This window comes from Marinihelvus fidelis, assembly GCF_008725655.1.
GTDB classification, from domain to species: domain Bacteria; phylum Pseudomonadota; class Gammaproteobacteria; order Xanthomonadales; family SZUA-36; genus Marinihelvus; species Marinihelvus fidelis.
This window is the reverse complement of sequence record NZ_VYXP01000002.1, coordinates 273433-292585: the sequence shown is the minus strand read 5'-3', so window position 1 is coordinate 292585 and position 19153 is coordinate 273433. Positions and strand designations below refer to the sequence as shown.

At 64.6% G+C, this 19153-nt stretch carries 19 protein-coding genes; 12 read left to right on the top strand and 7 right to left on the bottom strand.

Annotated features, from left to right (window positions below):
* Positions 1 to 2 precede the first annotated feature (2 nt).
* Positions 3 to 1520: an L-piperidine-6-carboxylate dehydrogenase gene (amaB, locus tag F3N42_RS02705; RefSeq protein WP_150862839.1), complete on the bottom strand. Its 1518-nt coding sequence runs from the start codon at positions 1518 to 1520 to the stop codon at positions 3 to 5.
* 276 nt (positions 1521 to 1796) lie between these two features.
* Between amaB and rpoE the strand changes: the two genes are divergently transcribed.
* The 10 genes from rpoE (at position 1797) to era (ending at position 10941) form a co-directional block, all read left to right on the top strand.
* Positions 1797 to 2435 carry an RNA polymerase sigma factor RpoE gene (gene rpoE, locus F3N42_RS02700; RefSeq protein ID WP_150862838.1) on the top strand — a complete coding sequence of 213 codons (639 nt, stop codon included), beginning with the start codon at positions 1797 to 1799 and terminating at the stop codon, positions 2433 to 2435.
* A 55-nt stretch (positions 2436 to 2490) separates the two neighbouring features.
* Complete coding sequence (locus F3N42_RS02695; RefSeq protein ID WP_150862837.1) at positions 2491 to 3141, top strand: sigma-E factor negative regulatory protein; 651 nt, start codon at positions 2491 to 2493, stop codon at positions 3139 to 3141.
* A 14-nt stretch (positions 3142 to 3155) separates the two neighbouring features.
* Positions 3156 to 4139 carry a MucB/RseB C-terminal domain-containing protein gene (locus F3N42_RS02690; protein WP_191621198.1) on the top strand — a complete coding sequence of 328 codons (984 nt, stop codon included), beginning with the start codon at positions 3156 to 3158 and terminating at the stop codon, positions 4137 to 4139.
* Positions 4136 to 4615, top strand: a complete 480-nt coding sequence (locus F3N42_RS02685) for a SoxR reducing system RseC family protein (RefSeq protein ID WP_150862835.1) — start codon at positions 4136 to 4138, stop codon at positions 4613 to 4615. The genes F3N42_RS02690 and F3N42_RS02685 overlap by 4 nt, the downstream gene beginning before the upstream one ends.
* 43 nt (positions 4616 to 4658) lie before the next feature.
* On the top strand, positions 4659 to 6107 hold the full coding sequence (locus tag F3N42_RS02680; protein WP_224784647.1) for a DegQ family serine endoprotease: 1449 nt from the start codon (positions 4659 to 4661) through the stop codon (positions 6105 to 6107).
* A 134-nt stretch (positions 6108 to 6241) separates the two neighbouring features.
* Positions 6242 to 8041 (top strand): translation elongation factor 4, encoded by a 1800-nt coding sequence (gene lepA / locus F3N42_RS02675; RefSeq protein WP_150862834.1) that lies wholly within the window; start codon positions 6242 to 6244, stop codon positions 8039 to 8041.
* Between the two features lie 12 nt (positions 8042 to 8053).
* On the top strand, positions 8054 to 8854 hold the full coding sequence (gene lepB, locus F3N42_RS02670; RefSeq protein WP_150862833.1) for a signal peptidase I: 801 nt from the start codon (positions 8054 to 8056) through the stop codon (positions 8852 to 8854).
* A 72-nt stretch (positions 8855 to 8926) separates the two neighbouring features.
* Positions 8927 to 9295: a DUF4845 domain-containing protein gene (locus tag F3N42_RS02665; RefSeq protein WP_150862832.1), complete on the top strand. Its 369-nt coding sequence runs from the start codon at positions 8927 to 8929 to the stop codon at positions 9293 to 9295.
* 36 nt (positions 9296 to 9331) lie between these two features.
* On the top strand, positions 9332 to 10009 hold the full coding sequence (gene rnc / locus F3N42_RS02660; protein ID WP_150862831.1) for a ribonuclease III: 678 nt from the start codon (positions 9332 to 9334) through the stop codon (positions 10007 to 10009).
* Positions 10009 to 10941 (top strand): GTPase Era, encoded by a 933-nt coding sequence (era, locus tag F3N42_RS02655; protein WP_150862830.1) that lies wholly within the window; start codon positions 10009 to 10011, stop codon positions 10939 to 10941. Before rnc ends, era begins: the two co-directional genes overlap by 1 nt.
* A 55-nt stretch (positions 10942 to 10996) precedes the next feature.
* Here era and asnB read toward each other — a convergent pair whose 3' ends face one another.
* The 6 genes from asnB to F3N42_RS02630 all read right to left on the bottom strand — a co-directional run bounded on the left by asnB (position 10997) and on the right by F3N42_RS02630 (position 17559).
* Positions 10997 to 13015, bottom strand: coding sequence for an asparagine synthase (glutamine-hydrolyzing) (asnB, locus tag F3N42_RS02650; RefSeq protein ID WP_150862829.1), 2019 nt, complete (start codon positions 13013 to 13015; stop codon positions 10997 to 10999).
* 15 nt (positions 13016 to 13030) lie between these two features.
* On the bottom strand, positions 13031 to 14107 hold the full coding sequence (locus tag F3N42_RS02645; RefSeq protein ID WP_406600456.1) for an aspartate/ornithine carbamoyltransferase family protein: 1077 nt from the start codon (positions 14105 to 14107) through the stop codon (positions 13031 to 13033).
* Positions 14095 to 14217, bottom strand: coding sequence for a hypothetical protein (locus F3N42_RS15825; protein ID WP_263595888.1), 123 nt, complete (start codon positions 14215 to 14217; stop codon positions 14095 to 14097). The genes F3N42_RS02645 and F3N42_RS15825 overlap by 13 nt, the downstream gene beginning before the upstream one ends.
* Positions 14214 to 15647, bottom strand: a complete 1434-nt coding sequence (locus F3N42_RS02640) for a sodium:solute symporter family protein (protein ID WP_150862827.1) — start codon at positions 15645 to 15647, stop codon at positions 14214 to 14216. Before F3N42_RS02640 ends, F3N42_RS15825 begins: the two co-directional genes overlap by 4 nt.
* The gene (locus F3N42_RS02635; protein ID WP_150862826.1) at positions 15644 to 16048 is read right to left on the bottom strand and encodes a hypothetical protein; all 405 of its coding nucleotides are present in this window, start codon (positions 16046 to 16048) and stop codon (positions 15644 to 15646) included. Before F3N42_RS02635 ends, F3N42_RS02640 begins: the two co-directional genes overlap by 4 nt.
* A 224-nt stretch (positions 16049 to 16272) precedes the next feature.
* Positions 16273 to 17559: a Zn-dependent hydrolase gene (locus tag F3N42_RS02630; RefSeq protein WP_150862825.1), complete on the bottom strand. Its 1287-nt coding sequence runs from the start codon at positions 17557 to 17559 to the stop codon at positions 16273 to 16275.
* A gap of 126 nt (positions 17560 to 17685) precedes the next feature.
* Here F3N42_RS02630 and recO point away from each other — a divergent pair, with 126 nt between their 5' ends.
* Positions 17686 to 18426, top strand: coding sequence for a DNA repair protein RecO (recO, locus tag F3N42_RS02625; protein ID WP_191621197.1), 741 nt, complete (start codon positions 17686 to 17688; stop codon positions 18424 to 18426).
* Positions 18423 to 19148: a pyridoxine 5'-phosphate synthase gene (gene pdxJ, locus F3N42_RS02620; protein WP_150862823.1), complete on the top strand. Its 726-nt coding sequence runs from the start codon at positions 18423 to 18425 to the stop codon at positions 19146 to 19148. The genes recO and pdxJ overlap by 4 nt, the downstream gene beginning before the upstream one ends.
* The last annotated feature ends 5 nt before the right edge of the window (positions 19149 to 19153 follow it).

The window sequence follows — 19153 nt, the reverse complement described above, 5'->3', positions numbered from 1 at the left end:
GCCTACAGGTCGAACTTGATCCCCTGTGCCAGCGGCAACTCAGAACCCCAGTTGATGGTGTTCGTCTGCCGGCGCATGTAGGCCTTCCAGGCGTCGGAGCCGGATTCGCGGCCGCCGCCGGTTTCTTTTTCACCGCCGAAGGCGCCGCCGATCTCGGCGCCGGAGGTGCCGATGTTGACGTTGGCGATCCCGCAGTCCGAACCCGTCGCCGCCAGGAAACGCTCGGCGTTGCGGATGTCGTTGGTGAAGATGGCCGAGGACAGGCCCTGTTTGACGTCATTCTGCATGCCGATGGCGTCGTCCAGGTCGCTGAACGGAATCACGTACAGGATCGGCGCGAAGGTCTCGTCCTGGACGATGTCCCAGTCGTTCTGCGCCACGATCAGGGCCGGCTCGACGAAGAAGCCTGGGCCGTCGATGGCCTTGCCACCGAACAGTACCTCGCCACCGGCCTCGACGGCCGCGGCCACGGCGGCCTCGTAGCGGGCGACGCTGGCGGCGTCGGTGAGCGGGCCCATCAGCGTGGACGCGTCCAACGGGTTGCCAATGCGCACCTGGCCATAGGCGTCGGCCAGGATGGACTTCACTTCGTCAAAAATGGAGTCGTGCACGAACAGGCGGCGCGTGGTGGTGCAACGCTGGCCGGCCGTGCCGACGGCGCCAAAGACAATGCCGGGGATGGCCATCTTCAGGTCGGCCGAGGCGTCCAGGATCAGGGCATTGTTGCCGCCCAGTTCCAGCAGGCTCTTGCCCATGCGCGCGGCAACGCGCTCACCCACCTGGCGGCCCACCGCGGTGGAGCCCGTGAACGACATCAGGGCGACGCGGCGGTCGTCGACGAAGCGTTCGGCCAGTGCATTGCCGTCCTCGATAAAGCTCAGGAAGATCGGCGGGAAGCCACCGTCCTCAAGCGCCGTGTTGCAGATGTTCTGCACCGCCACGCAGCACAGCGCACCCTTCGGCGACGGCTTCCACACGGTGGCGTTGCCGCAGATGGCCGCCAGGAAAGAGTTCCAGGCCCATACGGCCACCGGAAAGTTGAACGCGGAGATCACGCCGACCACGCCCAGCGGATGCCACTGCTCGTACATGCGGTGCAGTGGGCGCTCCGAATGCATGGTGTTGCCGTAGAGCATGCGCGACTGGCCGACGGCGAAATCGCCGATATCGATCATCTCCTGCACTTCGCCGTCGCCCTCGGCCTTGATCTTTCCCATCTCCAGGCTGACCAGGCTGCCCAGGGCATCCTTGTGCTGGCGCAGGGCCTCGGTGCAAAGGCGGATGGCTTCACCGCGCTGCGGGGCCGGGACGGTGCGCCACTCGGCGGCCACTTCAACGGCTTTTGCCATGACCTTTTCGTAGTCGGCTTCGGACGCGGACCAGACCCGGCCAATCACTTCGCCGGTAGACGGGTTGATGCTTTCAACCTGCCCGGCGTCGGTGGTGGAAGAATATTCGGTGTTGCCGAAGCAGGCACCCGGGTTGTCGTCGTTGATACCCAGAGAGCGGAGAAAATCCATGCTGAACCCCCAGCGTGTTCGTTAATTCGGAAAGCCGCGCATTATCGCATTTGCCGGACATGGGCGTACAGGCATCGACCGGGTGGGAAACGAGGTCGCCCGATTCGGGAACTTGCGGCCACACGCCCGGTCAGAGCAAAGCAGCGATTCCTGGAAGGTAACGCGAATGCAACGAATAACGAGTGGGGGAGCCGCATGATATCCTCGCAAAGCGTACGGACGGCAACGCCCGGGCCTTTTGGGGCCGGGGATACGGGTCGCTCCGGGGGAGTGCAGATGAGCGACAAGGCGCGCGCCAATGATGGCGAGCAGGACAATGGCGACGAGCAGAAGCTTGGCGAGGCCCAGGTGGACCAGCTGCTGGTCGAGCGGGTGCAGAAGGGCGACAAGACCGCCTTCGACCTGCTGATCCGCAAGTACCAGCACCGGATCGTCAGCCTTGTTTCGCGTTACGTGTCGGATGGTGCGGAAGCGCAGGACGTGGCGCAGGAGGCCTTCATCAAGGCTTACCGCGCCATTGGCAAGTTCCGTGGTGACAGTGCGTTCTATACCTGGCTGTACCGTATCGCCATCAACACGGCGAAGAACTGGCTGGTGGCGCGCAACCGCCGTCCGCCGGCCAGCGATATCGACGCCAACGACGCGGAACAGTACGACATGGACAGCCGGCTCAAGGAACGGGGTACACCCGAAAACGAGCTGATGCGCGAGGAAATCGAGCGCACCGTCTATGACGCCATCGCCGAACTGCCGGAGGATCTGCGGACCGCGATCATCCTGCGGGAAATCGAAGGCATGAGTTATGACGAGATCGCCACGACCATGGAATGCCCGATCGGCACCGTCCGTTCACGCATTTTCCGGGCACGCGAAGCGATCGACGAGAAACTTAAGCCCCTGGTTCATGGTCAATAGCACCGGGGCACAATAGATTTTAATCACCCAATAGGCACGGGTAGGCAGACAGTTTATGAACAAGGACACCTTGGAACACCTTTCCAGCCTGATGGATGGCGAAATGTCGCAGGACACCGCGAAGTTCGTCGCCCGCAGGATGGGGTCGGATCCGGAAATGAGCACAACGTGGGAGCGGTATCACCTGATCCGCGACTGCATGCGGCGCCAGGGCGGCGAACTGGCCCTGTGCCGGTTGACCGTCGACCTGGACCGGGTCGATGCTGAAATGGCGGCCGAGGCGGCTGCCGAACAGGCCCCGGCCAGGCGCGTACCGACATGGCTGAAGCCGGCGTCCGGGTTCGCCATCGCGGCATCGGTTGCGGTCATGGCCGTGTTGCTGACGGTCAATGGCGTCACGCCGGGCACCACGCCGGCCACCGAGCCCGCGCAGCCGTTTGCCAGCCCCAACCCGCTCGGCGTCATGCCGGAGTCGCAGCCGGCCTCGTTCAACGGCCAGGCTGAAGCACGCCAGCGCCTGAATGGCTACCTTCTGCGCCATAACCGGGCCGCCGGCACGGTCGGGCGCCAGGGGTTCGTCTCCTACGTGCCCATGGTCACCGCGTCGACCGCGCAGGCTGACCAGGCCGAAGACGGTGCGGCCGGTGAAGACGCCGCCGACACGCCGGTCACCGGCGCGGTCGATTCGCAGACCCCGCAGAACTGAATTCCCTGATGACCATGAGGTTCCTGCTGGTCATGCTGCTGGCGCTGTCCGTAGCGCCCGCGCATGCCGGTCCGGACACCAGTGACGAGGCCCGGGTATGGCTTGAACGCATGGCCACCGCCATGCGCGAGATGAGCTACCAGGGCACGTTTGTCTATGTCCGCGACGAAGACGTCGATACGATGCGGATCACCCATGTCAACACCGATGGTGAAGTGCACGAGCGCATGGTGTCGATTTCCGGCCCACACCGCGAGGTGATCCGTGACGGCAATGGCGTGCGTTGCGCGCTGGGTGAGGAAGACCCGGGCATGAAGGCCGCACTGGCCACAGGTTCCGTGTTCCCCGAGTTCGACGTCGAGGCCTTCCGGAAGGTGCAGCGGCATTACCGTTTCGAACTGGGCAAGAAGGACCGTGTCGCCGGCCGGGTAGGGCAGCAGGTGCGCATCGTGCCGCAGGACCAGTACCGCAATGGCTACGACCTGTGGCTGGATGAAGACTCCGGCCTGTTGCTGCGCTGGGTGTTGTTCAACCCCAAGCACAAACTGCTGGCCAAGCTGGTGTTTACCGAGTTGCGTACTGGCGACCAGGTTGATGTGGCCGAGTTGAAATCCGGTACTGCAGAGAAAGAGTTCATCGAGCTGGGTCAGCGTGACCCCATGTCCCCGGCACCGAAACCGGGGCCGGTCATCGACACCCCGCTGGCGCCGATGGGCCTGCCGCCGGGCTACCAGCTGGTGGCACGGGCCAGTGAACCCGGCGCCGGTGGCGGCGAGCTGACCCACTGGGTCTACAGTGACGGCCTGGCCGCGGTGTCCGTGTACATCGAATCCGGTGCTGGCGAGCGCGCCGACGCGGGCGGGCTGAGCCGCATGGGCACCACCAACGCCTGGACGGAAGTCGTCGACGGCCGCATGGTGACCGCCATCGGCGAAGTGCCGCCGCTGACCGTCAAGCGCATCGGCAAGGCCTTTTCCGAACTGCCCGAGTTGCCATGATCGAACAGCAGGGCAGGGTGGTGGCCGTGGTCGATGACCGGGCCATCGTCCGCGTTGGTGGGCAGTCAGGTTGCACCGCCTGCGATGCCGGAAAGGGCTGCGGTGCCGGTCTTTTCGGGCGCCTGTTACGTTGTGAGCCGGTTGAACTCAGCCTGGCTAACACGGTGACCGCGAGAGCGGGCGACCCGGTGTGGCTGTGTATCCCGGAGCACCGTTTCCTGGCCATGACCGCACAGCTGTTTGCCCTGCCATTGCTGGCTGGCCTGGCGGGGGCATTTTGCGCAGCGCTGGTCCTGCCGCCTTCGACCGATGGCGCCGTGGCAGACATCGTAACTGGCATTGCCGGCCTGCTCGCGGCCAGCGTGGCGCTGCTGTGGGCGCGCAGACGGCTGCCGGGCTCGCTCGAGCCACTGGGTATCGAGATCAGGGCCGTGGCCACGCCGGTGCTTGATTGTGCGGTCACCAACCACCATTGAAGATTCATCCAAGCCTGAATTCACGAAGAGGACAACCGTGAAAATGGAAAAGAACGTAATGCGTATGCTGGCGCTGGGCGCCGCCTTGCTGATGGCCGCCGCGGCCCAGGCCCGGGTCACCGGCCTGCCCGATTTCACCGAGCTGGTTGAGGATGTCGGCCCGGCGGTCGTGAATATTCGGGTCACGCAGTTTGGCGACCAGGCCGAAAACCAGTTGCGCCAGCAAAACACCGACCCGGACGCACAACCGTCGCCGTACGGACAGGAAGACGTGCCCGAATTTTTCCGTCGCTTCTTCGGCACCCCGGATGGGCGCGGGTTCTCCCAGCCGGACCGGTCCGGCGCGGGTTCCGGTTTCATCGTTGACGAAAGTGGCTACGTGGTGACCAATCATCACGTGGTTGACGGCGCGGACGAGATTATCGTGCGCCTGGCCGACCGGCGCGAGTTCGAGGCCGAACTGGTCGGTTCCGACCCGCTCAGTGATATCGCTCTTCTGAAGATCGAGGCTGCCAACCTGCCGGCACTGGAGTGGGGTGATTCGGGCGCCCTGCGCCAGGGCGAATGGGTGATTGCCATCGGCTCACCATTCAACTTCGACCAGAGCGTGACTGCCGGTATCGTCAGCGCCACCGGGCGCAGCAATGCCAACCAGGCCTACGTGCCGTTCATCCAGACCGACGTGGCCATTAATCGCGGCAACTCCGGCGGCCCGCTGCTGAACATGGACGGCCAGGTGGTGGGTGTGAATTCGTGGATTCTCAGCTCCAGTGGCGGCTATATCGGCCTGTCGTTCTCCATTCCGGCCGATGTTGCGGTCAGCACGACCTCGCAGTTGCGCGAACATGGCACCGTGCGCCGTGGCCTGCTGGGCGTGCAGGTGGGCGAAGTGACCCGAGAGCTGGCCGAGGCCCTGGACCTGGATCGCCCCGTGGGTGCGCTGGTCAACGACGTGACCGACGACAGCGCCGCGGAAGAGGCCGGCATTGAGCCGGGTGACATCATCCTGGCCTTCAACGGCCAGTCGATCGAAACCTGGAACGACCTGCCGCCGCTGGTGGGCGCCAACCCGCCCGGCACCGAGGCCACCGTGCTGGTCAGTCGCAACGGCCGTGAGCGCGAGTTTGATGTCGTATTGCACGCGCTTGAGGAAGACGAGCAAACGCTGCTGGGTGACGAGGAAGAGGAGCCGGCGAGCAGCAACGTGCTGGGCCTGGCCGTCGAAAACCTGGGTGAAGACCGCCGCCGGCGGGCCGAAGCCCCTGAAGGGGGTGTGCTGGTGGCCGAGGTCGAAAGCGCCGCGGCATGGCGGGCCGGGATTCGCCCCGGTGACCTGATCCTGATGATCAACACTCGCCCGATCGATGGCGTTGACGATTTCCAGGACATCGTCGAAGACCTGCCCGAAGGGCGGGCGGTGGCCCTGCGTGTCTGGCGCAATGGCAATACCTCGTTCCTGGCCTACACCCCGGACGAGGGTGACATGGATTGAGTCGCCATCGGTTATAATGACCGGATGAACAGTAAGGCCACCCGCCCGCCTGGCGGGTGGCCTTTTTGTAACGGCGCCCCGGCGCCACAGCCAACCCTAGTTCCCGGCCGAATTTCGCCGCCTGATGCGTCACCATGGACCAGAAATACATCCGCAATTTTTCCATCATCGCCCATGTCGACCATGGGAAATCCACGCTGGCCGACCGTTTCATCCAGATCTGCGGTGGCCTGACCGAGCGTGAAATGCTGGACCAGGTGCTCGACTCCATGGACATCGAGCGCGAACGCGGCATTACCATCAAGGCCCAGAGCGTGACGTTGGACTACGCCGCGGCGGACGGCCAGACCTACCAGCTGAATTTCATCGACACGCCGGGGCACGTGGACTTTTCCTACGAGGTGTCCCGGTCGCTGGCCGCCTGTGAGGGCGCACTGCTGGTGGTGGACGCGGCCCAGGGCGTGGAGGCGCAGAGTGTCGCCAATTGCTACACGGCTGTCGAACTCGGCCTGGAGGTCATCCCGGTGCTGAACAAGATCGACCTGCCGTCGGCCGAGCCGGACCGGGTCAAGACCGAGATCGAGGACATCATCGGCATCGAGGCGCAGGATGCACTGGCCGTCAGCGCCAAGACGGGCAACGGCGTGCAGGATGTGCTCGAGGAACTGGTGGCCAAGGTGCCGCCACCGTCAGGTGATCGCGAGGCGCCCCTGAAGGCGCTGATCATCGACTCCTGGTTCGACAACTACCTGGGCATTATTTCCCTGGTTCGTGTCATGGAAGGGCGTGTGTCCAAGCGTGACAAGATCCGCCTGATGTCGCTGGGTGACCAGCACCAGGTCGAGCAGGTGGGCGTGTTCACGCCCAAGCGAAAGCCCACCAATACCCTGGAGGCCGGCGAAGTGGGCTTCCTGGTGGCCGGCATCAAGGACGTGCACGGCGCGCCCGTGGGTGACACCATTACCCACGCGGGCAAGCCGGCGGATGCGCCGCTGCCGGGCTTCCGCACCATGCAGCCGCGCGTATTCGCCGGTCTGTTCCCTACCGATGCCGACGATTTTGCCGACCTGCGCGAAGCGCTGGAGAAGCTCCAGCTTAACGACGCGGCCCTGCAGTTTGAGCCGGAAACGTCCGAGGCGCTGGGATTCGGTTTCCGCTGTGGCTTCCTGGGCCTGCTGCACATGGACATCGTCCAGGAACGGCTGGAACGCGAGTACGGCGTCGAGCTGATCACCACCGCGCCCACGGTGATCTACGAGATCGAAATGACCGACGGCGAGGTCATCAGCCTGGAGAACCCGGCCAGCCTGCCCCCGGTGAACAAGATCGCCGAGATCCGCGAGCCGATCATCGAGGCCAATATCCTGGTGCCACAGGACTACGTGGGCGCCGTGATCGGCCTGTGCGAGGAAAAACGCGGCATGCAAAAAGGCATGCAGTACCTGGGCGGACAGGTGAATATCCAGTACGAGCTGCCGATGTCCGAAGTCGTGCTCGACTTTTTCGACCGCCTGAAATCGGTCAGTCGCGGCTACGCCTCGTTTGACTACCACTTCAAGCGCTTCGAGGCCGGGCCGTTCGTCCGTGTCGATATCCTGATCAACCAGGAAAAGGTCGACGCGCTCAGCCTGATCCTGCATCGCGAACAGGCCCAGCGTCGCGGCCGCGAGCTGGCGGAACGCATGAAGGAGCTCATTCCGCGGCAGATGTTCGATATCGCGATCCAGGCCGCGCTGGGCTCGCAGGTGATCGCCCGTGCCACGGTCAAGGCGTTGCGCAAGAATGTCACCGCCAAGTGCTACGGTGGTGACGTCACGCGCAAGCGCAAGCTGCTGGAAAAGCAGAAAGCCGGCAAGAAGCGCATGAAGCAGGTCGGCCGCGTGGAGATTCCTCAGGAAGCCTTCCTGGCGGTGCTCCAGCAGGACAAGAACTAAAGAGGAATAACAATGAACCTGGATTTTGCCCTGGTACTCGTGGTGCTGACCCTGTTGAGCGGCCTGATCTGGGCGGCCGACACGCTGCTGTTCCGGCAAAAGCGCGCCGACCGCGCGGCCCGGGCCGGCCAGGCCGAGGTCAACGAGCCGGTGGCGGTGGAATATTCACGGTCGCTGTTTCCGATCCTGTTCGCGGTGCTGGTTTTCCGGTCGTTCCTGTTCGAGCCATTCAAGATTCCCTCGGGGTCGATGATCCCGACGCTGCTGATTGGTGACTTCATCGTCGTCAACAAGTTTTCCTATGGCCTGCGCCTGCCCGTGCTGAACAAGAAGGTCGTGCCCATTGGCGAGCCGGAGCGCGGCGATGTCGTGGTATTCCGTTACCCTGTCGACCCCGGCGTCAATTTCATCAAGCGCGTAGTCGGCCTGCCGGGCGATACCGTGGCCTATCGCGACAAACGCCTGTTCATCAATGGTGAAGAAGTTGGAGAGCAGGGTGGCGCGCCTTATGTCAGCAGCGAAGTGAAGTGCAGCACGCCGCGGCGCGATGCCATGCGCTACCGGGAAGATTTGGGTAACACCCGCCACGATATCCTCATTCACAACGGCATTTCCGGCAGAAACGGCCAATGGGAAGTGCCCGAGGGGCATTACTTCATGATGGGCGACAACCGCGACCGCAGTAACGATAGCCGCGAATGGGGTTACGTGCCGGAAGAGAACCTGGTGGGCCGCGCGGTAGGTATCTGGCTGAACTTCGACCTGAACAAGGGTTGCGCAGACTGGGGCCGCGTTGGAGAGGGTATCGATTAACCCGCGGATATGTGCAATCCACCAGCAAGCGGGATAACATAGACTTATACAAGAACTTTGAGGAAGGGGATCATGAGGGTGCGTAAACAGGGTGGGATGAGCCTGATCGGATTTCTGATCGTGTTGTCGATGGTGGTGTTCTTTGTCTACCTGGGCATGCGGATTACGCCGATCTATCTCGAGTATTACTCCGTTGTCAGCGCGATGGACGGCATCTCCAAGGAGCCCGGTAGCGCCAGGTACACACCGTTTGAGCTCAAGGACAAGTTCCTGAACCGCCTGTGGGTCAGCTATTCCAACAACAACGTCAAGGCGGAGAACGTCAAGATTGTCCGCAACAACGGTGTGCAGATCCGTGTCCAGTACGAGGTCCGAAAACCGGTGATCGGTAACCTGGACGTGGTCGCTTCGTTCGACCGAACGGCGCAATTATCGAACTGACCTCGGCGCGTGCCGGGGCCACCGGAACACGACCCCATGCCCGCACGGCCTGACGAAATTCCCGGAATTCCCCATCGCTTCGAGCGGCCTGAGTGGCTGCTCGAGGCGTTGACGCATCGCAGCCTCGACGCACGCAACTACGAGCGCTTGGAGTTCCTGGGCGACTCGGTGCTGGCGCTAGTGGTATCGCGGCGCCTGTTCGAGGTTCGGCCGGGTGATGATGAAGGCTCGCTGAGCCGGCTGCGCTCCCGCGTGGTTCGGCAGGAAACACTGGCGCGGGTGGCCCGTGACATCGGCCTGGGTGAGCATATGCGGCTGGGCCGCGACCAGTTGCATACCGGCGGTCACCGTCGTGCGTCGATTCTTTCCGATGTGCTCGAGGCCATCATCGGCGCGGTGTACATGGATGCCGGCTTCGACGCCGCCGAGCGCGTGGTCCGGGCGATCTTCGACCCCGTGATCGACGCGCTGCCGGATGGCGAAGACCTGAAAGATCCGAAAACCCGCCTGCAGGAATGGCTGCAGGCCCGCGGGCGCCCGCTGCCGGAGTACACCCTGGTCGGCGAGGAGGGCGCTGATCACGCAAAACTGTTTCACGTCCGCTGCCGGCTGCCGGATTCGGGCTTCGATGCCTCGGCCAGTGGCCGCAGCCGTCGTGGCGCGGAGCAGACCGCGGCGCGGCAGGTGCTCGATGAATGTGAAGGTGCTTCCTGATGGACCCCATTGATTTCCAGTTGCCGCCCGAAGGCGGTGAAGACAGCGACTACCGTTTTGGCTACGTCGCCCTGATTGGCCGCCCGAACGTGGGCAAATCGACGCTGCTGAACCAGATTCTTGGGCAGAAGGTCAGCATCGTTACGCATAAACCGCAGACCACGCGCCAGCGCGTGGCCGGCATCAAGACCACGGCGCAGGGCCAGGTGGTGTACCTGGACACGCCGGGCATCCACCAGTCCGGTGGTCGGGCGCTGAACCAGTACATGAACCGGGTGGCGCTGGCGACCTTCCGTGATGTCGAGGCCGTGCTGTTCCTGCTCGAAGCCGGCAGGCTGACGCGCCAGGATCGCAAGATCGCGAAGATGCTGTCGGCGCTCGATATCCCGGTGTTCCTGGTCATCAACAAGGTCGACGAGGTCGAGCACAAGCAGGAATTGCTGGCCTACGTCACCGAAGCCAGTGCGGAAGGGGACTGGGACGAGGTCTTCCTGATCTCTGCGCTGAAGGGCGATGGTGTGGCCGATGTCGAGAAGCGGTTGATGGACCTGCTGCCATTCTCGATGCCGTTCTACGACGAGGACCAGATCACCGATCGCAGCGAGCGCTTCCTGGCCGCGGAACTGCTGCGCGAGGCGCTGACGCTGCGCCTGCACCAGGAACTGCCGTATGCCCTGAACGTGGAGATCGAGCACTTCAAGCGCGAGGGCGGCATGGTGCGTATCGGCGCGATTATCTGGGTCGAGCGTGACAGCCAGAAGCAGATTGTCATCGGCAAGGGCGGGCAGGTGCTCAAACAGGTGGGCCAGCAGGCGCGCAAGGCGATGGAAGAATTTCTCGACGAGAAAGTTTTCCTGCAGACCTGGGTCAAGGTGGCCAAGGACTGGTCACGCAGCGAGCGGGCCATGGAGCGCATGGGCTTCGACGAATAGCCCTAAGCAGGACTTTCACGCCGGGCCAGTCAACGGCCCGGCGCCTTGCGGCAACTCAGGCCGCGACCTTCCAGCCCAGTTCTTCGGCCATTGCCGCGGCTTTCGCGGGAATGTCACCCTGGATGAACTCACGGTGCAGGATCTGAACACCCAGCGCGTGGTTGATGATGGCGTCCAGCTGGACCTTGCGGGCCCGAGACGTTTCCGTTGCCGAGGCTTCTGCCAGCATCGTGTCCACTGCGGCCGCATCCAGGATGCCCGCGCGACCAATGGCCTCATGGGACAGGTGCTGTTCAGCCAGCGCCATCATCGAGTTCCACTTGCCCGGGTCGGTGTGCGCCGGCGGCGCCATGAAAGCGAATTTTTCACGCTCATAAAGCACTTTCGGCAGCAGGCCCTTCATCGCCTCGCGCAGGACGTGTTTCTCGCGGCGCTCGCGGATGCGGTGCAGTGGCGGGATGTTGACGGCGGTCTCCGCCAGGTGATGGTCCAGGAATGCCGGGCGGGCCTCCATGGAGTTGGCCATGTCGACGCGGTCGCCGCCCCAGGTCAGGATCTGGCCCTCCAGCATGGTCTTGGCCCAGACGTACTGGGCGCGGTCCAGTGGGTGGCGGTCTTCGACCATGCCCGCGTCCAGCGCATCGGCGATCGCCGTGCCGGGGTGGTAGCCGGCCAGGCGCTCGCGCAACTCCGGCAGCATCAGGCCGCGCGCCGTGGGCGTGCAGGCCAACCAGGGCTGCAGGCAGCTGGGGGTAAAGCCGATGGCGGCAGTCAGGGCCGGGTCGTCGACCTCGTCCTCGGACAGCATCGCACCCTTGAACAGGGCATTGCTCTCACCCAGCATCGATTCCCACTGGCGTCGTTCGTCCGGCGGCAGGTCCGGCAGGCCATGCAGGAACAGGTCGCGGCGGAACGACGGGTAGCCGGCGAACAGTTCGTCCGAGCCCTCGCCGGTCAGCACCACCTTGTAGCCGATGTCGCGTACGCGGCGGCTCATCAGCAGCTTGGCCACGCCCAGGGTGTTATAGATGGTGCGCTCGGTGTGCCACAGGGTGCGCTCGAAATGGCCATACAGGTCCTCAGCCTTGAGCGTCAGGACCTCCTGGTCGGCGCCGGTGGCGTCGGCCATCTGCCGGGCAATCGGCGTCTCGTCGTAGGCCGTGTCGTCGAAACCGATGGTGAAGGCCTTCACCGGGTCCTGGCGCGCCGCGGCGGACAGGCCCAGGATGGCGCAGCTGTCGATGCCGCCGGATAGATAACAGCCTACCGGCACGTCGGCCTCCAGGCGCAGGTTGACGGCCTCGACCAGGCCGGCGCGAACGGCCTCCACGCTGTCGGCCTCGTCGCGGTCGTTCTGGTGGTCGGCGGCGTTCGGGAACTCCAGGTCCCAGTAGCGCCGCTCCTCGACCTGGAAGCCGCCGTCGCGGCGGCGGATTTTCAGGAAGTGCCCCGGCTTGACCTGGTGCACGCCTTCAAACGCCGTGCTGCCGGGCACCAAGACCTGGATCAGCTGGTGCAGCAGGCCTTCCTCGCTGAAACGGCGGTTCACTCCCGGGTCGGCGAACAGAACTTTCAGTTCGGAGCCGAAGACAATGGAGTCGCCCGTGTTGGTCCAGTACAAGGGCTTGATACCGAAACGGTCGCGGACAAGATACAGCGCGTCCTCCTCGTCGTCGTACATGGCGAAGGCGAACTCGCCCCGGAGCTCCTCCAGCGTACGATCCAGGCCGAAGCGAGGGAACAGGTGAAGCACCAGTTCCGAGTCGCTCTTGGTGCGAAAGGTGGCACCGCGGCTGGTCAGGTCGGCGCGCAGCCGCTTGAAGTCATAGAACTCGCCATTGTGCGCCAGCAGGCGCTTGCGGTCGTCGGACACGAAGGGCTGGCAGGCCCGCTCCTCGTCCAGGTCAATGATGCTGAGCCGGGCGTGGGAAAAGCCCACGCCGCGTTCATCCATCACCTGCACGCCGAAGTTGTCCGGGCCACGGTGATACTGGATCGCCGCCATGTTGGCGAGCAATTGGGAATCGACCGGGCGCTGCCGGTCGCGATGGTAAATGCCTGCGATTCCACACATAAATTCAGTTATTCCTCAAACGACGTCCATGACCCGCTCGGTGCGCTGGGTCATGCAGGTGAGCAGGGCCTTGCGCACGAACACGGCGCCGCGGGCCTGCGCGAAGTACCAATTGTGCGGCGTGGTATCGAGCGACACGTCCAGCTCCGGGCCGCGGGCCAGCGGGTGCAGGATGATGGCGCCCTCTTTCAGGGGCGACTGGTCATCGAGCCTGAACGCGTTGCCCATCACTTCACGGGCGTTCTTCACCCAGGCGATGGCGTTGATGTACACGACGTCCAACTCCGGTAGTTCACCGTCCAGTTCATTGGACAGGCGCACGTTCAGGCCCGCTTCTTCCAGGGCCTCGAGCTGGCCGTCGGCGAAGGCCGTTTTGGCCGGCCGGTCGGAAATGACCACCAGCTCCTCGATGATGTCGGAGAACTGTGACAGCAAAGTCAGCAGGCTGCGCACGGTGCGCATGCGCTTGGGCACGCCCACCACGCCGATGCGAATCGGTTTGGCGTCGTCGGTCAGCAGCTCCGGGCGCCACTTCAGGATGGTGTAGACATCGGCCAGGGCCTGGGTCGGGTGCTCCATGATGCCGTTGCCGGCATTAATGATCGGTATGCGCAGGCTACGGGCCATCTGGTAGACGGCCTCGGGGTCGGAATCGCGCAGCACCACGCAGTCGCCGTAGTTGTTGAACATCTCGGCCACGTCCGCGTAGGACTCGCCCTTGGCGATGCCGGTGGTGGAGCGGTCGGCGATGGACATGATGTCGCCGCCCAGGCGGTGCCAGGCGCTCTCGAACGACAGCCGCGTGCGCGTCGACGGTTCGTAGAACGCGCTGATCAGCAGCTTGCCCGCCAGCGGTGAGTTGAAACGCTCCGGATTGCACTCAAACTTCGCCGCCAGCCGGAACAGTTGCAACATGACGTCGCGGCTGAACTGGCCGGACGAGATCACGTGCCGGTTGGCCAGCGTCTGGAGCTGCTCGTGTTCCTCGATGATGGTGCGCAACAGTTGCTTGGGCTGCGCGTCGCCGTAGACGTCGGGCAGGTCCGGGTCGAATGTCACCGAATCCTCGGTGGCCATGTTTACCATGATGATTTCTTCCTCAGGTCGTTGACCAGGAGTGCGATCAGGATGAAAGGCGAGATCACCACCGCCGCCAGGGCGGTGATAACCAGGAATGTGAGGCCGGCGGCGGACAGCATCATGGCCCCGCCGCCCGGGTTGCGGCCAGTTCGCGGAACGCAAAACGCTGGCGACTGAACCAGAACGTGACGGCGGTCACCAGCAGCGATACCGCCGCCGATACCAGTGCCGCCACGTAAAAACCGATGACGTTATAGGCGATGAGCCCGCAGGCTGTGCCCAGGATCATCGCCGCCGACGCGCCCGCGCCGCTGCCGCGACGCCAGCGCAGCCCAAAGACAATCGGCCAGATGGTGCTGGCTACAAAGGCGCCGGTCAGGTAGAGCAGGGCCGCCAGCGTATTGACCCGCGGCATGGCCAGCGCCCAGGCCAGCGCGCCCAGTGCAACGATGATCCATGCCGCGGCGCGGCGCAGTTCCACGTCTGTGGCGGCCGGTCGCAGGTGACCACGGTAAATATCGTTGAGTAGCAGGTCCGAGGTCGCCGCCAGCAATGAGTCAAGGCTGGACGCCAGGGCGGCAAACACGACGATGAACACCACGATCGCGCCTACTTCGCCCATCAGGTGCGCGGCGACCAGCGGCGCGACCATGTCCGGCGAAGGCACATTGACGCCCAGCACGGGCGCCGCCAGGGCAATAAACCCTGCAACGATGGGCACCGGCAGCCACATCAGGCCGGCCAGCAGGTAGGCGCGGAATCCCACGCCTTCCCCGAACGCAAACGCCCGCGACCACCAGACATTGGAATGGAAAATTTCACCGACACCGAAAAACAGGTTGTTGAACAGGAACATCAGCGAGGCCGGCAGCAGCAGGTTCAGCAGGCCCGGGCGCTCTTCAGCCAGCCGCTGGTGCATCGGCTCGAAGCCGACCTCGGTAATGACCAGGCCGGCCAGCAACGCCAGCCCCACCAGGATAATCACGGTCTGCACGAAGTCGGTACCGATGACCGCACGCAGCCCGCCAAACACCGTATACAGCGTGCATGTCACGACGATGACGGTCATGCCCCAGGCATAGGGTATGCCGCTGAGGGACTCGACCAGGATACCGCCGGCCATGGCCAGGCTGACCAGCCAGCCGAGCGCGTAGAACAGCGAAATCAACAGGAACACCCGCCAGGCGAACTTGCCATAGCGCACCCGGATAAAGTCACCGCTGGTATAGCCGTTGGGAATCATTTCCCGGATTCGTTTCGCCATCGGCGCGAACAGCAGCAGGCCGACTGCGCCCAGCGAGTAACCCACCATGCCCCAGATACCCAGTTGGTAGGCCAGTTGCGGTGCCGTCATCGTGGTGTTTGCCGTGACCCAGGTAGCCATGGCGGTGGCCGTGGCCAGGCCCATGCCGACATGGCGCCCGGCCAGCATGTAGTCTTCCAGCGAGCGGTTGGCGCGGCCCAGCCACCAGCCGAGCGCGACCCACAGTACGCTGAACACCACGACGATGGTGACGGCTATGGGTGTCGAGAGTACGGCGTCCGGATTCATGCGCTGGATTCCTTTTCACGCCATGGCATGACAATGCAGGCCAGCAGGACCAGGAACATGACCGCACCGGTGATAAAGACAGCCAGTGCCCGGCCCATGGCGTGGTGGGCGACCTGGATACTCAGGGTCGGGCCCCAGGCGCCGGTCGTGGCGCCGTTGTTGGAGACTGTTCGTGCGCGCCAGGTGATCTCGCCGTTGGCCAGGCCGGACAGGGTGGTGGCGGCGTCGGGGCCGCGATAGATAGTCACCCAGTCGCCACCAGCGCCGCGTTGCTGCAGTTCGACGTCGCCGTCGGCATCCCAGCCCAGGGTCAGGTAGCCGGCCGTACGACCGTCGTCGGTGACGGCCAGTTCCAGCGCCAGTGCCGGGGTAACCAGCAGGCACAGGCCCAGCAATAGCATGACGGGCCACGCCTGTCGGCGAAGCCTGCTTGTCGTGTCACCTTCGGGGTGCACATCCTCTCCAGTCAGGGGGAACCAGGCTTCGCCGGTTCCGCCGTTGTTACGGCCCAAAAACGAAAAAGCCCCGCGTGAACCAGTCAAGCGGGGCAAGCGATCATCCTAACAAACCCATAGCGGCCCTTCAAACCCGGTGGCGGTCTGTGCCGGGCCGTCCGGCCACTGGTTCAGCCGGGTTCGTGGGCCAGTATCCAGGCGGCATCGGCCAGCAGCTGGGCGCCCGTCTCGATGTCCTCCCAATGGGTGAGTTCATCCGGCGCATGGCTGACACCACCCACGGAGGGCACGAAAATCATCCCGGCGTCGGTGATCCGCGTCAGGAACTGGGTGTCGTGACCGGCGCCACTGGGCATGCGCTGGTAGCTGAGGCCACGCCGGGCCGCCAGCGTGTCGAACAGGTCGGTGATGCGGCCGCTGCAGTCCATCGGGTCGAGCCAGCTGACCTGCTCATACTCGAAGCGCAGCCCGTGCCGCCGGGCGATGGCCGACAATGAGCGGTTGCACGCGTCCTGCAACTCGCGCATGACCTGGGCGTCGCTGTCGCGGCCGACCAGTGTGAAGATCGCCTCGCCGGGGATGGTGTGCGGGTTGCCGGGTTTCAACTCAACCTTGCCCACCGTGAGCCGCGACTTGTCGGTGCCGTGCTCGTCGATGATGCGGGGGATGGCGTGGGCAAAGTCGGCCAGGCCCATGAAGGCGTCGGAGCGCATGTCCATGGGTGCGGTGCCGGCGTGGTCGGCCTTGCCGCGCAGGTGGATGATCCACTTCCACACGCCGGAAATCGACTCCACCACGCCGATGGTCTTGCCGACGGTGTCCAGCACCGGGCCCTGCTCGATGTGCAATTCGATGAACGCGCGCATGCTCGACGGCGGGCGGCGGGCCTCCAGTGCGCCCAGCGGCGGCAGCCCGGCCGCGGTCATGGCATCGGCCAGGCGGTTGCCGTCAGCGTCGTGGGCGCCCATCAGGAACTCCGGGGTGACGTCGCCGGAGATGGCCTGGGCGCCGAGCATGCCGCCGAAACGGCCTTCCTCCTCGCTGGTGGCCACCAGTTCCAGCGGCCAGTTAGGCTCGATTCCGGCCGCCTTGAACGTACGCAGGATCTCGAGGGCGGTGATGACGCCCAGGGCACCGTCAAAAATGCCGCTGGAAGGCACCGAATCCAGGTGTGAGCCCATGGTGACCGAGGCTTTTTCCTTCGGTCCCAGGCGGCCATAGACATTGCCAGCGCCGTCCATGCGGGCGCTGAACCCCTCGGCCTCCATGAGTTCCATCAGCCAGCGACGGGCCGCCATGTCAGCCTCACCGAAGCCCAGGCGACTGACCGCGTTGACGCTGTCGTCGTAGCCGAACTCGGCCAGTTTCAGCAGCGTTGCCTTCAGGCGATCAATATCGATATCGGGTGTGGGAGGCAGCCCTTCGGGCAGGTCATGCGCGCGGCGTTCTTCAGTCATTCGGTTCGTTTGGTTCGTGCGGACTTCATCATAAACACTCGTCGGTGGTCAGCCGCAACCCCCGTGGGTGTCGCGACAGGCCAAAACCAGTTGCTGCCCCACACTCAAGCGCCTATCGTTCAGGGCATGTCGAGAGTTCAACTGCAGCCGGCCTACGTCCTGCATGGGCGGGCGTTCCGTGAGAGCAGCCAGCTGCTGGAAATGTTCAGCCGTGACCATGGCCGTGTCGGCGTGGTCGCCCGCGGTGCGCGCGGCGCGCGGTCACGATGGCGTGGGGTGTTGCAGCCCTTCCGGCCGCTGCTGGCCAGTTGGCAGGGCCGCGGTGAGCTGGCCACGCTGACCGGCGCGGACCAGGTGGCGGCGCCGCCGCCGTTGCTGGGCGACGCCCTGTTCAGCGGGCTGTATGTCAACGAACTGCTGGTCCGCCTGGTCCACCGCGGCGATCCTCACCCCGAATTGTTTGAGCACTATCGCGGTACGGTCGCGGCGCTTGCCGGTGGCGAAAACATCCAGGCTACCCTTCGTGTTTTCGAGAAAAACCTGCTGGACGCGGCGGGTTTCGGGCTCTCGCTGGCCTGCGAGGCCGGGTCGGACACGCCGCTGCGCTTCGAGGCCAGTTATGTCTACCACCCGGGTGAAGGCGCGGTGCGCGTCAACCGTGACGCGAGCGACCGGGGGGTCGTCAGTGGCGCCGCCCTGATGGCACTGGAAGCCGGCGAGCCGCAGGGCGAGCACCTGCCCGGATTGCGCGCTATGATGCGCGCCGTTATTCGTCATCACCTCGGCGACCGGCCACTGGCGAGCGATGCGCTATACCGGCCATCGAAACCAACCGGGCGCCGTACCCTGGAGGAAGAATCCGCATGAGCAGACCCATGTTGCTGGGTGTCAATATCGACCACGTCGCCACCATCAGGATGGCCCGCGGTACCGACTACCCTTCGGTGCTGGAGGCCGCGCGCGTGGCGGAGGCGGCCGGCGCGGACGCCATCACCGTGCACCTGCGCGAAGACCGCCGTCATATCCAGGACGCCGAGGTCGAGGCGCTGTGCCGGCAGGTGAGCACCCGCGTCAACCTGGAAATGGCGGTCACCGAGGAAATGCTCGCCATTGCCGAGGCCAATAAGCCCGCGGATGTCTGCCTGGTACCGGAAAAGCGCCAGGAGCTGACCACTGAGGGTGGCCTGGACGTGGCCGGGCAGCTGCCCGCGGTGAAAGCGGCCTGCGAGCGCCTGGCCGCGGCGGGCATCCGCGTGTCGCTGTTTATCGACCCGGACCGGGCCCAGCTGGATGCGGCCGCCGCCTGTGGCGCGCCGGTGGTGGAACTGCACACCGGCACTTACGCCGACGCGGCCGGCGATACGCAACGCGATGAACTGGCCCGGGTGGCTGTTGCTGCGCGCTACGGTCATGGCCTGGGCATCCAGGTGAACGCCGGGCACGGCCTGCATTACGAGAATGTCCAGCCGATGGTGGCCATTCCGGAGTTGGTGGAGCTGAACATTGGTCACGCCATCGTCGCGCGTGCGCTGTTTGTCGGCCTCGACCGGGCCGTGCGCGAAATGCGCGCGCTGATGGACCGGGGCTGACGCGG

Excerpts from the sequence above, each read along its gene's own strand:
- amaB (WP_150862839.1), bottom strand. The coding sequence starts at position 1,520 with ATGGATTTTCTCCGCTCTCTGGGTATCAACGACGACAACCCGGGTGCC.
- rpoE (WP_150862838.1), top strand. The coding sequence starts at position 1,797 with ATGAGCGACAAGGCGCGCGCCAATGATGGCGAGCAGGACAATGGCGAC.
- F3N42_RS02695 (WP_150862837.1), top strand. The coding sequence starts at position 2,491 with ATGAACAAGGACACCTTGGAACACCTTTCCAGCCTGATGGATGGCGAA.
- F3N42_RS02690 (WP_191621198.1), top strand. The coding sequence starts at position 3,156 with ATGAGGTTCCTGCTGGTCATGCTGCTGGCGCTGTCCGTAGCGCCCGCG.
- F3N42_RS02685 (WP_150862835.1), top strand. The coding sequence starts at position 4,136 with ATGATCGAACAGCAGGGCAGGGTGGTGGCCGTGGTCGATGACCGGGCC.
- F3N42_RS02680 (WP_224784647.1), top strand. The coding sequence starts at position 4,659 with ATGGAAAAGAACGTAATGCGTATGCTGGCGCTGGGCGCCGCCTTGCTG.
- lepA (WP_150862834.1), top strand. The coding sequence starts at position 6,242 with ATGGACCAGAAATACATCCGCAATTTTTCCATCATCGCCCATGTCGAC.
- lepB (WP_150862833.1), top strand. The coding sequence starts at position 8,054 with ATGAACCTGGATTTTGCCCTGGTACTCGTGGTGCTGACCCTGTTGAGC.
- F3N42_RS02665 (WP_150862832.1), top strand. The coding sequence starts at position 8,927 with ATGAGGGTGCGTAAACAGGGTGGGATGAGCCTGATCGGATTTCTGATC.
- rnc (WP_150862831.1), top strand. The coding sequence starts at position 9,332 with ATGCCCGCACGGCCTGACGAAATTCCCGGAATTCCCCATCGCTTCGAG.
- era (WP_150862830.1), top strand. The coding sequence starts at position 10,009 with ATGGACCCCATTGATTTCCAGTTGCCGCCCGAAGGCGGTGAAGACAGC.
- asnB (WP_150862829.1), bottom strand. The coding sequence starts at position 13,015 with ATGTGTGGAATCGCAGGCATTTACCATCGCGACCGGCAGCGCCCGGTC.
- F3N42_RS15825 (WP_263595888.1), bottom strand. The coding sequence starts at position 14,217 with ATGATGCTGTCCGCCGCCGGCCTCACATTCCTGGTTATCACCGCCCTG.
- F3N42_RS02640 (WP_150862827.1), bottom strand. The coding sequence starts at position 15,647 with ATGAATCCGGACGCCGTACTCTCGACACCCATAGCCGTCACCATCGTC.
- F3N42_RS02635 (WP_150862826.1), bottom strand. The coding sequence starts at position 16,048 with ATGCTATTGCTGGGCCTGTGCCTGCTGGTTACCCCGGCACTGGCGCTG.
- F3N42_RS02630 (WP_150862825.1), bottom strand. The coding sequence starts at position 17,559 with ATGACTGAAGAACGCCGCGCGCATGACCTGCCCGAAGGGCTGCCTCCC.
- recO (WP_191621197.1), top strand. The coding sequence starts at position 17,686 with ATGTCGAGAGTTCAACTGCAGCCGGCCTACGTCCTGCATGGGCGGGCG.
- pdxJ (WP_150862823.1), top strand. The coding sequence starts at position 18,423 with ATGAGCAGACCCATGTTGCTGGGTGTCAATATCGACCACGTCGCCACC.